This is a genomic window from Mucilaginibacter sp. SJ (assembly GCF_028993635.1).
GTDB lineage: Bacteria > Bacteroidota > Bacteroidia > Sphingobacteriales > Sphingobacteriaceae > Mucilaginibacter.
Window position 1 is genome coordinate 4,399,499 of the sequence record NZ_CP118631.1, and the last position, 14,188, is coordinate 4,413,686.

Genomic DNA, 14,188 nt, shown 5'->3' on the forward strand with positions numbered 1-14,188 from the left:
TTAATCCTACTCCACTTCTTCCATCAGGGTATTAAACATCACAAACTTTTCGTTAAATTTTTCCTGGTGGGTAGCCTGAAATTTGTGCAGGTGGTTCATGTAAAACTGCTGAAAATGCTCAATGCTATCAGCATTGTATTGAATACAGTAGGTAACCCCTTCGTTTGGCGAATCAATAACAGTCAGGATGCGGTACGAACTGAAATGCCCGGTAGCCATGATAGCCGGGATATGGATGGTTTTGATATAACTAAGCCATTCGTCATGAATGGTTTCGTCAATTATTATGGTATCGTTGTATACAATCATGTTGTAAAATTAGTTATTTAAGTTGATTGGGTGAATGGTTGATTTAGTGAGTAGTTGATTACGTGATTGGTTGGCACACTCAGAACAGCAGCAATTTAGACAACTACTCACCACTTAACCTAATCAACCACTCACCATATTTAAGACGCATCCGGTTTATCGCCCCTTAATATTCTGAAACGTTTTCGGGCTTCGTTGATCCAGAGGCTGCCGGGATAATCGGTTATGATTTTCTGGTAGTAGTTCCTGGCAGTGGTTTTATCGTTTAGCCTGTTTTCATAAATATCGCCTAACATAAATACGGCATCGTCGGCCCACAGGTCGGCGGGATGTTCTTCAAGTATTTTTTTCAGCAGGGGTACCGCGCCGGCATAATCCTTCTGCTGGATCAGGATGCGCGATTTCGACATCATGATATCATCCTCTAAAGCATTATTCGGGAACTTTTTACCAATGCTGTCCAATATCATTACTGCCCTTTCGGGCCTTTGGGCAAAGATCTGCAGATCGGCCCGGGCGTACATTTTAAGCGCTGCCCCACTGCTATCGGCAGCAAGGTTATCCTGTATCAGCAACAACAGGTTAAGCGCATCATTTGCTATTAATTGAGATGTGGCAACCTTCAGCACATCCAACTGGCCCTTTGCCCAGGTAAAATCGCCGGTGTAGTAGGCCATTTTCGCATTTCTGAATAAAGCATCCTGCCCGATGGCTGTAGCCGGGAAATCTTTCTCAACCTGGCTGTAAAGCAGGGTGGCTTCCCAGGGTTGGTTGTTAAGCAGGTAAATATCGCCTAAATCAAGCTTACAATCGGCTAACAGGTTTGGCCTGATATCATTTAGCCTGGTAGCTTCTTCCAGCAGTTTTTGGGCGTCCTTAAGTTTGTGAAGCTTAAAGGCTTGCAGATTGGCCAGCTTTTGCATGGCAAAGGCGGTACTGCTGTTACGGCCAAATTCGGTGAGCAGGTCGTTATAATCCTTTTCAAGTCCAAGCAAATCTTCGGGCAGGTATTTGCCCGATGTTACTTTCAGGTTCTTAGTGTTGATTAATTCAATCTTTGAGGGGATGTATAAGGACGTTGTTTTCCCTTTGCTGATAATATATTCATAGCCGCGGATGGCTTCGTCATAAGCTTCATTGGCAATGAAGGTACGGCAAAGGTCATAGATGCTGTTACCATCGTCATTTTGCCGGCGACTTAAGGCAAGTGCCTGGTTAAGGGCCAGATCAAATTCTTTTTGCTGCAGGTATTGCCAGGTAAGCAGATCAGCATAAATGGTTTGCTGCGGATCTTTCTGAATGCGCCTCAGCAAAGCTGTTTTAAGCATATCATAATCGGCGCTACCCTCGTATACATTTGAAAAAGCGTTTTCGGCCTGGTTTATAAAATTGGGGTTTTGGGGTAAAAAGTTCAGGTATTCGTCGGTGAGGGATATTTTGTCGCGCTTAAAACGGTAAAGGTTAATAAGCTCATAAGTAAACATGTTATCATTTTTAAGCAGTTTCCGTCCCTGCTGAAAAATTTTGATCGCATAATCAGTATTAGCGCTTTGGTAAAACTGGGATGCCAGGGCAGCTATTTCACCCTGGTCGGCCGGGAGGCTTTTGATCAGGTCGTCATAAATAGCGTCGGCTTTGGCCATATTGCCTTCCTGTGTGTAAATGTTACCCAGCATTATAGCATACTGGTGGTCATCAGGATGGCGGCGGATCAGTTTTTTGGTGATGCTTTCGGCTTCATCAAATTTCTTAAGATTGAGCAGTGTATTTACGTATACACTGTAATAGTTCTCGTTGTTTTGCTTGTATAGCTTTTGATAAATTTCGAGCGCTTTTTGCGGTTCGCCGTTAGCATTGTATTGCTTGGCCAGCAACAGTTCATTGTCCTGTGCAAGCAGCCTGCTGCTAAAGCAAAAAGCAAGAATAATAACAATATATAAAACCCTCATCTGTTCAAAAATAATCAATTAATAGGATTGCTTAAGCCGGTTTGCCATATTATTTATATAACGGTATATAAGGGTAAAATTGTAGTGACATCTTGATAACATCGAACTTATTTATCTAATTTGAGTACGTGAATAAAATAGGATACTTGTAGCTATGTTGAGCCGGGCCAGATTTTTTCTTATTGTGAGTTGCATCATCGCTTTCTTTTCCTGCAACAGGAGCAAGGTAAGGCAAATACCTATTATTGACTTTTTTAAAACACCCGAAAGGAGCTTTTACCGAATTTCGCCCGATGGTAAATATGTTTCATACCTTAAGCCATTTAAAGATAAGCAAAACATATTTATACAGTCATTAGCCGATGGCAAGGAACGGATGGTTACTCAATTTGAGGACTATTCAATCAGAGGTGATTATTTCTGGACATACAATAACCAGCTTGTTTTTTCGCAGGATCTTATCGCTACCGATTCGGTTAAAATGTATGCCTTTGACGTGGCTGCCAATAAAAGCCGCACTATATTATCGCTTGGTAATGTAAGGATAGGGTTGGTTAACCGCAACCGTCAGCAACCCGATATCATCACCATTAAAACCAATGAACGCGATCCGGGTAATTTTGATATTTATCGCCTTAATGTAAAAACCGGCGAAATGAAGACTTATCTGCTTAACCCGGGTAATATTACCGAATGGTTTGCTGATGCCGATGGCAGGATCAGGCTGGAAAAGGCATCAGACGGGGTTAATGAAACCATTTTATTCCGGGAGGATGAGGATAAGCCTTTTAAACCTGTTATCGAAAACAATTTTAAAAATACGGTGAGGCCAATAGCTTTTACCGGGGACAAAAATTATTTCTACGCGCTTTCGAACGTTAACCGCGATAAAATGGCCCTTGTTGAGATCAATGCCGAAAATGGAAAGGAAGAACGGACAATTTTTAGTTGCAGTAAGGCCGATATTACCAGCTTTGAATATTCAAGGAACAGGCGGCGTATTGAGTTTACCGGCTGGGATGAGGCTACCCCCCGTAAACATTTTCTTGTACCTGATGTTGAGCAAATGTACCAAACCATTAAGCAACAGCTTAAAGGCAATGAGATCAGAGTGGTTGACCGTGATAGTTCCGAGAATAAATTTATTCTCAATACCTATACCGACCGTAACCCCGGCTCATATTATCTTTTTGAAAAAAGCAGCGGCAAGTTAACTAAGCTAAGCGAGATCAACTCAAGCCTTGTACCGGCAGAGCTATGCGCCATGAAGCCTATATCATACCAGGCACGCGATGGTTTGCTGATCAATGGCTATTTAACGCTGCCCCATGGCAATAAAAATGAAAATTACCCGGTAGTAGTGATGCCTCACGATGGTCCCTGGGGGCGTGATACCTGGGGATATGATGACCAGGTACAGTTTTTGGCCAATCGTGGTTATGCGGTTTTTCAGGTTAATTACCGGGGATCAACAGGATATGGCAAAGCATTCAGAAGTGCGGGATATAAACAGGTAGGAGGCAAGATCCAGGATGATATTACCGATGGCGTTCGCTGGCTCATCCAAACCAAAATTGCCAACCCTAAAAAGATTGCCATATTTGGTGGTCGTTTTGGCGGGTTTTCGGCACTTTATGGAGTATCGTTCCACCCCGAACTGTATAACTGTGCTGTTGTACAATACGGGCTCATCAACTTTTTTACCTATATCAAAGATGCACCGCCATTTTTTAAGCCATATTTAAAAATGACTTACGAAATTGTTGGCAACCCCGAAACTGACGCAGACCAGTTGAGGGCGATATCGCCGGTTTTTCATACCGATAAAATTAAGGTTCCTTTAATTATATTCCAGGGTGCCAAAGATCAGCGGGCCAATATCAGTGAGCTTAACCAGTTTGTGCGTGAGTTGCGTAAACGGAACGTAGATGTAAAATACTTTTTAAAACCCAACGAACGGGCATATTTCAGGAATGAGCACAACCGCATGGAAATGTATGCCGAAATAGAGAAGTTTTTGGATAAGAATATGCGGGTTAAACCATAAGCCGACATGGCAGTACAGAAAAACGCTTACCGGCAAAATTTTACACTGATCACCATATTCCTGGTATTCATATCCATAACTTTTGTGGTTGCTTTGTTTATATCTTACAACCTTACTGCCAAGTATGTTGAAAATGAGTTTTCCTCAAAAAAGGTAGAGGTACTGGAACAAACCATTAAGCCTTATTATGAGTTTTTTCAGAATAAGATTCCTGAAATAACCTCTTACCAGGGTTTTCTTGATTCGGCATCGGCAGGTAAATATGCAGCCTCTGTTTTTCATGATTATAATTTTGTGCGCCGGGTTATTTTTTATGATGCCCTCATTGGCGGCAAAACTACGATGACCGTGCGCAAAAATAATTTGAACATAGCTGCTAAGGCGGTTTATCAGTATTGGCACGTTAATGACAAGGTGTACGGGGCCGAGCAGCGGAGAACAGTCAATGAAGATGATTTCAGAGAGATGGCTATTAAATTAAGTAATTATATAGCCTTTTCAGATACATCACGTGTATCAAGCCAGGATGAACTTTTTAAAGCTTTTTGGGATGTGAAACCCGACAAGATAAGTTATACCAATGTTCTAAGGCGCGAGGATGTTCGTATTTATCGTGACATGCAAATGCTGGGTAACAGCAAAGGTGCTTCATACAAGCAAAACATGATGACCTTTTACCTCGACCCGTACCTGATCAAGGTGAAAAATACGCATCCCGAGCTGTACGAAAATGTATCCATTCAACCAGTAGTATATGATCCTATTGACAGTGAGGGCGATAAGCTGATAACCGAGGTGTCATTGCCGGTTGCTTTTTCTGATTATAAGCTGTTCTTTAGTTCGGCACAGGGCTATTTAACTGCCGAAATTAACCGCCGCTTTATGCCCATCGGAGCTATTGTATTGTTAATGACCCTGTTTTTAATGCTGATAGGCTGGCTTATTTACCGTAACCTGAACGTGAATATGAAACTGTTCAAGCTTCAGTATGATTTTATTAACAACTTTACCCATGAGTTTAAAACACCCGTAAGCGTAATTAAAATAGCCGGCTCAAATTTGCGCGGCGATGGTGAGCTTACCGAAAGGCAACGCCGCCATTACGGCAAGATACTGGATGAAGAAGCTGATAAGCTGAATGAGTTGATGAACAAACTGCTTTCATTTACACAGATTGAAAATAAATCCATTACGCTAAAAGAGGAAGAAATTGATATAGAGAGCTTTATTGGCCGGTATATTGATACCTTTAAAATAAAGTATGCTGATTTTAATATTAAATTTAAAATCAACAGGGTTGAAACTTTTTATACCGATCCGGTATTATTAGGGAGTGTTTTTCAAAATCTTATTGAAAATGCATACAAGTATTCGCACCCTCAGCAAAAGGAGTTGTTCATCAATATTTCACAGGAAAAGCGCAATATTGTGTTTTCGTTTGCTGACAAGGGGATAGGGATACCAAAAAATGAACTGAATAACGTTTTTAAGAAGTTTTACAGGATAGAGAACCAATACAATCAAAACGGGAGCGTTGGCCTGGGTTTGGCATTTTGTAAAGAACTGGTTAATTTTATGAACGGCGAAATAACCGTTTACAGTAAGGTTAATGAAGGTTCGGAATTTATAGTTACGCTTCCATACGAAAATTAAGATATGAACAAAGAAATTAAAATTGCGCTGGTTGAAGATGACGAGAACCTGCGTTTCCTGGTTTCAGAGCGTTTGCAATCAGAGGGTTACAAGGTACTGGAAGCCGGTAATGGTAATGAGGCCGAAACCATGATATTGGCCGAGCAGCCTGATATTGTACTGTTAGACTGGATGCTGCCCGGCAAACCGGGCTCGGAAGTTTGCGGCAATATTCGCGAAAAAGGGTTCGATAAACTCATCATTATGATGACCGCCAAAGCCCAGGATGTTGACAAGATAGAAGCCTACAACTTTGGTGTGTCTGACTATATCACCAAACCCTATAACATGGACGTATTGGTGGCACTGATTGAAAACAAAATCAAGTTCTCACTTAACAGCGAAAAGCCTGAATCATACCGGTTTGCCAACATGGAGCACCTGCCTAACACGCACCTGCTTATCCGCGATGGAAGAAAGATAGAGCTGACCATTCTCGAAAACAGGATCCTGCTTTATTTCCTCAAGAACAAAAACAAGGTTATCAACCGCGAGGAGCTGATGATGGAGGTTTGGGGTTATAACGCCGATGTAAATACCCGCACCCTGGATATGCACATCGTTCGCTTGCGTAAAAAGATTGAAACCAATGCTGATTCGCCGCAGTACTTACAAACAGTAAGGGGGATTGGGTATAAGTTTGTTTATAATCAATAGTTTTCAGTTTTGAGTAGGCGGTTTGCAGTTTTGTTGAGCCTCTTAAATAGCCGTCGTTGAGGTACGAAGCAGTCCTAAGCTATACAGAAGGGCAGGCTTCGTACTTTAGTTGGAAGGTTAATTTATTAATACAATGATCCTCTTAAAATCAGCTAATGTTGCAACAATAGTTTTTCCATGAATAGGGATTTCAAGCAAAAGCTTATCTCCTGTAACGAAGTAATCAGCATTCGAGATTTGACACAACGCAAAAAGGTAATCATCTTTAGGATCACTGACTACGTTTTCTATATTGGCCAATTCGAAATCTTTAGTAACTAATTTATAAAATTGTAAAAATTGACTTGTATAGCTTTGAGAGAAGTATTTCCTGAATTTTGGGCGCAGCAATACGTTAGTTAACTCTTCCTGAAGATTTTTACAGGTTGCTATCGTTATTTTATTTTTTTGAAGAGAGGAGATAAAATCTAATTGTTGGTTTAGCGCAAGCGAGATCCAGATATTGCAATCAAGAACAACAATCATTTGGATTTGGCTCTAACTGCACGTACTTCTTCTGTAATTTCATCCATAGAAGGTTTTTTACCAGGCTTTACCATATTATTTAGTTCTGCAGCAAGTTTAAAACTGTCAGTTTCAATTATTGCCCCCAATTCTTTAAGTAAAGACTTAATCAATTTTGATTTTTTTTCGGGAATCTGTATCATCAATCTTTCCATACTCAAATATAACCAATTAAGTCTGGTGTAGATAATACTCTAAATATTCTGTTTTATTTAGTATATGCTCTCCCCACAATAAAATCCCCAAAAAAGGTTTTATCCCCAATCACATTGTATCCCGCAGCATTAAAATGTTTTTCGATAGCTGGCAGCTTACTTGCTTCTATCCCGCAAAGTAACCTGAAAAAAACAAACATACTTTTGAGCAACACGTTTTGCCACCAGCGGCCGGTAAGCTGAAAATCGGCATTGAGCCAGAGGCCACCGGGTTTGAGCAGGTTGTGTAAATGACTGAAAACACTATCTACTGTTTCACCCAAAAAATTATCGAAAAGGAAAGGCGTGATAACTACGTCAAAGCCGGCAGGAAGCTTTACGTTTTCAACTGCATCATTAATAAAGGTCACCTCGTTTTGCCCGGTTTGTCTTTTTTGCGAGAGCGCAATCATATTGGCCGAAATTTCAACGTAAGTGACGTTTAAACCTGCCGGATGTATTTTGGCAAGCTCTTCCAGGATCCAGCCTGTTCCGCCGCCGGCGATGAGGATTTTACTTTTTGGTGGAATAAAGCCTAATAAATAAACCTGCGCGTTTATCAAAGCTTTGCCGTAAACTATTCTTGAAAGCCGGTCATAAAACCATGCCGAGTTATTATAATTGGCAGCCATGGTTTAGTGAAGAAAATATTTAACAGCGTTAAATACTACTACAATTACATACTGTAAAATCAGTACGCCATCCATATAAAAAAAGTAATAATACTCGTTTTTTTCCCAGGCCGATCTGAAGATGAGCCAGCCGGTAAGGAACATAGTAAGTGTGAGTGCAAAGAAATCAAGGCTAAAGCCATTTTGCCTGAACAGGAACATGAGTACAATGTAGCCGGTGAGCAATACCTGGCAAAACAGATAAGCATTTTTTTCGCCCCAAACTACCGGGATGGTCTTAAGGCCTACTTTACGGTCGTCGAAAAGATCCCTGATATCGAAAGGTATTGTAAGCGCACCTATAAACAAAAAGCGTTTAGCTATGAGTATTGTAGTATCGCGCATGCTGATATCGGTTAGGTGATTATGCATTGATTCCAATACAGGGAACAGTACACAGCTCATTGTCCATACCAGGGTTATTAAAAACGGTTTTAAACCGGGGATATTTCTTAAACCAAATTTATGATCGCCTACACTGAATAATGGTAAACCATAACCAAATGATAAAACGCTCAGAAATATGAGCAGGATCTTTGATTCGGTGGTGATAATAAAGAACAGCGGGATCAGGGACAGCAGCGAAACTATAGTAAAGGTCACCATCAGCCTATAGTGTGCAAAAAACCATCGCACCCTTTTGTAAGGCGACCGTTGTGGTTTAGTTGGACGGGTGATGAGGATACAAAAATTATAGATACCCAGGGTTGAAGTAAATAACAAGCCCAATACAGGGAACACAGGTTTTGATCCTATTAAGTGAAAGGTTAACAACGCCTGTGCTACAGCACAAAGCGACATGAAAATATTACTGAAGAGCAGAAAATCTAATACAGACTGTAGTAATTTCTTCATCGGTAAAAGGATAGCAGCTTCTGCCTGGATCTTTTAGGAAACTGGTAATGAGGGATCGCGGCCTGCTTTTAATGTAAATATCGTAATCTCCGGCAATATTCCAACCCTGCCGGTTAAACCAACAAAACCAAAGCCTACATTTACATATAATTGTTGTTTGTTTTCCCGGTAATGACCAGCCCATTCATTATAAACATATTTTATAGGGCTATATTGAAAATGCGGGGTACGTACGCCAAATTGCATGCCATGGGTATGCCCGGCAAACATGGCATCAATTTGTGGGTATTTAGGTAATACCTCGGCCCGCCAATGCGATGGATCATGCGAGAGCAGGAGCTTTACCGGCAGTTCATCGGTGTTTTTTATGGCCAGGTCCATACGCCCATATTTGGGGAAGCGGCTGTATTCACTCCAGTTTTCGATACCTAAGATCCCTATTTCTTCTCCGTTGATTTTTAGACGACGGTTTTCGTTCCTGAGCAGGTTCCAGCCCATATTTTTATGGGTGCTTATCAGGTCATCATGATTTTTCTTTTTATCCGCCGGGGAGTTCCAGTCGCCATAGTCGCCATAATCATGGTTACCCAGGGTTGAAAAAACACCAAGGGGGGCTTTTACTTTAGTGAAAATATCCTGGTAGCTGGTCATTTCCGATGCTTCATCGTTAACCAGATCGCCGGTAAAAAATATCAGGTCAGGTTTTTCTTTCAGCAGCATTTCAACACCACCGAGCACCGCCTTTTTATTATAAAAGCTGCCTGAATGAATATCTGAGATCTGCCCGATCCTTAAGCCATCAAAGGCCTTTGGCAGATTAGGCAGATACATAGTTTGATAGCGTACATGATAATCATATGAACCTTTGGGCATAGCCCTTGTAATAGCAGCCAGGGGAACGGTTGCGGCAAGCAAGCCTGCTTTTAAAAGAAACTCGGAACGGGGAATGGTATCAATATTAGTAGCGGTTGAAATGATAGGAGCAGTTGGGATAGGAATTGAGGTAGCAGTTGTTTTCCTTTTCGGTGCAATTTTTCGCCTGATATCATCGGCAAAAATGAATGGTATAAAAGTAAATTTACAGATGAACAGGATAAATGTTACCAGCAAACAGGCTGCGCGTACACCCGTACCTGCTATGGTAATATAACCGGCAGTTAAAAGCGCGGCCACACATAAGGCCGAAAGGCTCCAATAAAAAATGGCGAATGCTTTTGATTGAAGCAATCGCCATTTTTGAAATGCGCCGCGGATACCGTATAAAACATACCGGTCGGCCAGCAGCTCAATTATGATCCAGAACAATATACTTAGCGCTTTAAAGATCATATAACGCAATATATTTTAGTACCGGTCGTCGTCAATATCAAGGTCGTCGTCATCGGGCTGCAAGTTAAATAAACTGTTAAACATATCCGAAAACGCGAAACCATTATCCAGGAAACCTTTGTTCAATTGTGAAAATTCCGACAGGCCGTGAAGTACAAATTCCATCAGCAGCAATTGCTGGCTTTCACCCAAATGCGGGTGGATCTTTTTTACAAGGTCCTTCAATCCCACAACTTCTTCCAGGGCTTTTTTGTATTCCTGCATGGGCATATCATCAACCAAAGCTACATTGTTGCCATCGCCAAACCAGTTAATGATAGCTGCATACGGGTTAGGGGCTTTGGCTTTCTTGGCCTTTTCCGGGTCAGGGAAAAACGATAGCAGTAAACTTTTGATGGCTTTACCTATCAGGATATTGGCCACTTTGCCCGGCCCTTCCAGTTCGCCTTCGTAAACCAGCTCAATTTTACCGGTAATGGCGGGGATCACACCTAAAAAGTCTGTGATACGTACAAATGTTGTTTTTTCGTGGTTGATGATCATCCTGCGCTCTGCATTACTGATCAGGTTTTCATAGGCCGAAATGGTTAAACGCGCCGATACACCCGATTTTTTGTCGATATATTCAGAGTTACGGGCTTCAAAAGCAATTTGTTCTACCAGGTTCTTAACTAAACCATCAGCTTCAATAGCGATACGCTGATCATCGGTAAGAGATGCTTCCTGTTGCGTGATCTTACGTGAAATTTCAACCGAACGCGGATAATGTGTAAGGATCTGGCTTTCTATACGGTCTTTAAGCGGTGTTACTATCGAACCACGGTTAGTATAATCTTCAGGATTCGCGGTGAACACAAACTGGATATCCAATGGTAAGCGCAGTTTAAAACCACGGATCTGGATATCTTTTTCCTGAAGGATATTGAATAGTGACACCTGGATGCGAGCCTGCAGGTCGGGTAACTCATTGATCACGAAAATGCCACGGTGTGCACGTGGGATCAAGCCGAAGTGGATCACACGCTCGTCAGAATAGGTTAATTTTAAGGTGGCAGCTTTGATTGGATCAACATCACCAATTAAATCGGCTACGGTAACGTCAGGGGTAGCCAGCTTTTCGGTATAACGCTCAGAGCGGTGGATCCAGCCGATGGGGGTATCGTCGCCTTTTTGTGTGATGATGTTATGACCATACCAGGAGATGGGGTTATAAGGGTCATCAAATAACTCTGATCCTTCAATATATGGAATATACTCGTCAAGCAGGTTAACCAGCAAACGGGCTATGCGGGTTTTTGCCTGGCCGCGTAAGCCTAACAGTAAAATGTTGTGACGTGACAGGATAGCAGTTTGCAGATCAGGGATAACAGTATCTTCAAAACCGATGATGCCCTCAAAACCGCCTTCGCGCTTTTTAAGCTGATCGATAAGGTTAACACGTAATTCATCTTTAACCGAACGGCTTTTATAGCCTGTTTGCTTTAACTGGCCGAGGGTTTTTATATCTAATAATTTACTCATGTTTTCAATTAGGGAATTTGACAATTTGATAATTTGAAAATGGACATATCAAAACATCTTCAAATTATCAAATTGACTAATTTTCAAATAATAATTTACCTCACAGTCCTTCTTCTGTTCCTGATATAATCCTCAAAAATGTACTCACCAAGGCCATTCAGGGAACTGTAAAAGGCTTTGCCTCCGTTTGTTTCTGTGAATTTACGAACAAACTGCTGCAAATAAGGGTCTTTAGCTATCATAAATGTGGTAATAGGTATTTTTAGTCTCTTACACTGGGCAGCCATGTTGAGGGTTTTGTTAACCACTTTCCTGTCCAAACCAATGCTGTTTTTATAATACCTGGTGCCTTCCTTTAAGCAGGTTGGTTTGCCATCTGTAATCATGAAAATTTGCTTATTGTGCGTTTTACGGCGGCGGAGCAGATCGGTAGCCAGCTCTAAACCTGCATAAGTATTGGTATGATAAGGGCCAACCTGCAAGTAAGGCAAATCCTGCAGGGTTATTGGCCATGCATCGTTCCCAAACACAACAATATCCAGCGTGTCCTTAGGATATTTGGTGCGGATCAGTTCGGCAAGCGCCATAGCTACTTTCTTGGCCGGAGTTATCCTGTCTTCACCATAAAGGATCATGGAGTGCGAAATGTCGATCATGAGTACAGTTGAAGTAAGGGTTTTGTAGTCCATTTCCTCTACTTCAAGGTCGCGCTCGGTCATCATGAAATCGCCTATGCCGTGGTTAACCTGGGCGTTGTGTATAGACTGGGTCATATCTATCTGGTCCAGGCTGTCACCAAATTCAAACTCGCGGCGTTCGGCATTTTTTTCATCGCCCTGGCCTGATTGCGGCGAGCGGTGGTTACCTTTCCCAGATTTTTTTAGCTTGCCAAAGATCTCTTCCAGGGCAGATTGCCTGATGCTTTGCTCTGTTTTTGCCGTAATCCGGAACTCGCCATTCTCATTATTTTCGTCAAGATAACCCTTTTGCTTTAGTTCATCGATGAAATCGCCCATGCCATAATCATCGTTGGTAAGGTTATATTGTTTATCGAGTTCGTTAAGCCAGGCTAAAGCTTCGCCTGCATCGCCCGATGTATAGTTGAGCAACTCAAGAAATAATTTTAACAATTCGTCAAATCCGCCTTTAGGGATTTGGTTGGGCTTAAATTTGGAAAATCCAAAACCGCGCATATTTTGTCCTTTCTGTACATAAAGGAACGGAATATTTTTAGGAAAAGTTTCGCTGCGGAAGTGATAAAATAAATTGTTAGTTAAGTATGACAATTAGATTTTGGATTTCGGATATCCGATTTCGGATTTATTTAATAGCAGCAATAGCCTGTTTAGCCAAATCCGAAATCCCAATTCCCAAATCCGAAATTAAATATACGCCAAACTATTCAGTAGCTCAGGCGGATATACCGGGTTGGCGCCTCGCTGGCTGGCTACGTATGACCCAACGGAGCAGGCTTTATCTACCACTTGCTGCATAGGTTTTCCTGAAAGGAGGCCGGATACAAATGTTGCCAGGAAGGCATCGCCGGCGCCTACCGTGTCAGCAACTTTTACCGGGCAGCCAGGACTGTCATAAAATTCATGGTCGTGCCATACCAGTGCACCATGCTCGCCGCGGGTTACGCAAATGGTTTGGCTATGATATTTGGAACGGAACTCGCCAATTTGATCGCGCAGGGAAGCATTGCTGCCACCAATGAGCAGGTTGGCTTCTTCCTCGTTCATTTTCACCACGTCGGCCCGGGCCACCAATGTTTCAATAGTTGACAGGGTATAATGCGGCGGGCGAAGATTTACATCAAATATTTTTAGCGCCGGGGTTTCATCGAGCAGGTTTAACAATGTTTCGCGGGTAGTAGCGGTACGGCAAGCCAAACTGCCAAACACAATGGCCCTGGCTGCCTGGGCCGCTTTGGTAAGCATGACTGACGGTTCAATGTTGTCCCATGAAACGGGTTGGGGAATAATATAAGTGGCGGTATTGTTTTCATCAAGCTGTACGGTAACCTCACAGGTTGGAAATTCGTCGTCTTGTTGAATCAGGTCCGAATACAGGTCATTGCTTTTTAAAAAGCCTATCAGTGCATCGCCCGAATTATCCATACCCACTGAGCTCGCAAACGCTGTTTTTACACCTTGCTGTACCAGATGCCGGGCCACGTTCATGGGTGCGCCACCGGCCTTTTTTCCGTCGCCAAAAGCATCCCATAAAACTTCGCCGAAGCTCAATACCTGATTTCTCATAGTTGATTTGTTTTTTTACTGCCGATGAAAACCAAATATACTGTATTAAGTTGAATTTTATTTTGCGTTTGATCCATGATTTTAGTCATTGTTCGGATTAATGATTTACTTTGCCGATATAACACCGGGCAATCTGTTA

Annotated in this window: 13 protein-coding genes; 3 read left to right on the top strand and 10 right to left on the bottom strand. The window is 42.0% G+C overall.

Translation table 11 applies throughout. The features are described 5' to 3' along the window. Positions 1 to 6: 6 nt before the first annotated feature. Together MusilaSJ_RS18045 and MusilaSJ_RS18050 are read right to left on the bottom strand one after the other, a co-directional pair. Entirely contained in the window at positions 7 to 309 is a 303-nt protein-coding gene (locus MusilaSJ_RS18045; RefSeq protein ID WP_274986273.1) for a DUF4286 family protein, read from the bottom strand. Positions 310 to 449: 140 nt separating this feature from the next. Beyond that, positions 450 to 2,258: a tetratricopeptide repeat protein gene (locus MusilaSJ_RS18050; protein WP_274986274.1), complete on the bottom strand. Its 1,809-nt coding sequence runs from the start codon at positions 2,256 to 2,258 to the stop codon at positions 450 to 452. 184 nt (positions 2,259 to 2,442) lie between these two features. Here MusilaSJ_RS18050 and MusilaSJ_RS18055 point away from each other — a divergent pair, with 184 nt between their 5' ends. From MusilaSJ_RS18055 to MusilaSJ_RS18065, 3 genes are read left to right on the top strand one after another with little or no spacing between them, the layout of a single operon-like run. Next, positions 2,443 to 4,305, top strand: coding sequence for a S9 family peptidase (locus MusilaSJ_RS18055; RefSeq protein ID WP_274986275.1), 1,863 nt, complete (start codon positions 2,443 to 2,445; stop codon positions 4,303 to 4,305). A gap of 6 nt (positions 4,306 to 4,311) precedes the next feature. Continuing rightward, positions 4,312 to 5,958, top strand: a complete 1,647-nt coding sequence (locus MusilaSJ_RS18060) for a sensor histidine kinase (RefSeq protein WP_274986276.1) — start codon at positions 4,312 to 4,314, stop codon at positions 5,956 to 5,958. Between the two features lie 3 nt (positions 5,959 to 5,961). Continuing rightward, positions 5,962 to 6,654 (top strand): response regulator transcription factor, encoded by a 693-nt coding sequence (locus MusilaSJ_RS18065; RefSeq protein WP_090530416.1) that lies wholly within the window; start codon positions 5,962 to 5,964, stop codon positions 6,652 to 6,654. Positions 6,655 to 6,771: 117 nt separating this feature from the next. On the opposite strand, the gene MusilaSJ_RS18070 is transcribed toward MusilaSJ_RS18065, so the two are convergent. The 8 genes from MusilaSJ_RS18070 to MusilaSJ_RS18105 form a co-directional block, all read right to left on the bottom strand. Next, positions 6,772 to 7,179 carry a putative toxin-antitoxin system toxin component, PIN family gene (locus tag MusilaSJ_RS18070; RefSeq protein ID WP_274986277.1) on the bottom strand — a complete coding sequence of 136 codons (408 nt, stop codon included), beginning with the start codon at positions 7,177 to 7,179 and terminating at the stop codon, positions 6,772 to 6,774. Continuing rightward, positions 7,176 to 7,373 (bottom strand): hypothetical protein, encoded by a 198-nt coding sequence (locus tag MusilaSJ_RS18075; RefSeq protein WP_274986278.1) that lies wholly within the window; start codon positions 7,371 to 7,373, stop codon positions 7,176 to 7,178. Before MusilaSJ_RS18075 ends, MusilaSJ_RS18070 begins: the two co-directional genes overlap by 4 nt. A gap of 53 nt (positions 7,374 to 7,426) precedes the next feature. Beyond that, the gene (locus MusilaSJ_RS18080; protein ID WP_274986279.1) at positions 7,427 to 8,044 is read right to left on the bottom strand and encodes a class I SAM-dependent methyltransferase; all 618 of its coding nucleotides are present in this window, start codon (positions 8,042 to 8,044) and stop codon (positions 7,427 to 7,429) included. Positions 8,045 to 8,047: 3 nt separating this feature from the next. Continuing rightward, on the bottom strand, positions 8,048 to 8,938 hold the full coding sequence (locus MusilaSJ_RS18085; protein ID WP_274986280.1) for a UbiA family prenyltransferase: 891 nt from the start codon (positions 8,936 to 8,938) through the stop codon (positions 8,048 to 8,050). Between the two features lie 33 nt (positions 8,939 to 8,971). Then, positions 8,972 to 10,267, bottom strand: a complete 1,296-nt coding sequence (locus MusilaSJ_RS18090) for a metallophosphoesterase (protein ID WP_274986281.1) — start codon at positions 10,265 to 10,267, stop codon at positions 8,972 to 8,974. Positions 10,268 to 10,282: 15 nt separating this feature from the next. Then, entirely contained in the window at positions 10,283 to 11,788 is a 1,506-nt protein-coding gene (locus MusilaSJ_RS18095; RefSeq protein WP_274986282.1) for a sigma 54-interacting transcriptional regulator, read from the bottom strand. A gap of 95 nt (positions 11,789 to 11,883) precedes the next feature. Further along, entirely contained in the window at positions 11,884 to 12,981 is a 1,098-nt protein-coding gene (locus tag MusilaSJ_RS18100) for a vWA domain-containing protein (protein WP_090531322.1), read from the bottom strand. Between the two features lie 189 nt (positions 12,982 to 13,170). Beyond that, a complete protein-coding gene (locus tag MusilaSJ_RS18105; protein WP_274986283.1) occupies positions 13,171 to 14,049 on the bottom strand; it encodes a carbohydrate kinase family protein in 879 nt (292 codons plus the stop codon). Positions 14,050 to 14,188 lie beyond the last annotated feature (139 nt).

Coding starts and splice junctions, on each gene's coding strand:
- MusilaSJ_RS18045 (WP_274986273.1), bottom strand. CDS start 309: ATGATTGTATACAACGATACCATAATAATTGACGAAACCATTCATGAC.
- MusilaSJ_RS18050 (WP_274986274.1), bottom strand. CDS start 2,258: ATGAGGGTTTTATATATTGTTATTATTCTTGCTTTTTGCTTTAGCAGC.
- MusilaSJ_RS18060 (WP_274986276.1), top strand. CDS start 4,312: ATGGCAGTACAGAAAAACGCTTACCGGCAAAATTTTACACTGATCACC.
- MusilaSJ_RS18065 (WP_090530416.1), top strand. CDS start 5,962: ATGAACAAAGAAATTAAAATTGCGCTGGTTGAAGATGACGAGAACCTG.
- MusilaSJ_RS18070 (WP_274986277.1), bottom strand. CDS start 7,179: ATGATTGTTGTTCTTGATTGCAATATCTGGATCTCGCTTGCGCTAAAC.
- MusilaSJ_RS18075 (WP_274986278.1), bottom strand. CDS start 7,373: ATGGAAAGATTGATGATACAGATTCCCGAAAAAAAATCAAAATTGATT.
- MusilaSJ_RS18080 (WP_274986279.1), bottom strand. CDS start 8,044: ATGGCTGCCAATTATAATAACTCGGCATGGTTTTATGACCGGCTTTCA.
- MusilaSJ_RS18085 (WP_274986280.1), bottom strand. CDS start 8,938: ATGAAGAAATTACTACAGTCTGTATTAGATTTTCTGCTCTTCAGTAAT.
- MusilaSJ_RS18090 (WP_274986281.1), bottom strand. CDS start 10,267: ATGATCTTTAAAGCGCTAAGTATATTGTTCTGGATCATAATTGAGCTG.
- MusilaSJ_RS18095 (WP_274986282.1), bottom strand. CDS start 11,788: ATGAGTAAATTATTAGATATAAAAACCCTCGGCCAGTTAAAGCAAACA.
- MusilaSJ_RS18100 (WP_090531322.1), bottom strand. CDS start 12,981: ATGCGCGGTTTTGGATTTTCCAAATTTAAGCCCAACCAAATCCCTAAA.
- MusilaSJ_RS18105 (WP_274986283.1), bottom strand. CDS start 14,049: ATGAGAAATCAGGTATTGAGCTTCGGCGAAGTTTTATGGGATGCTTTT.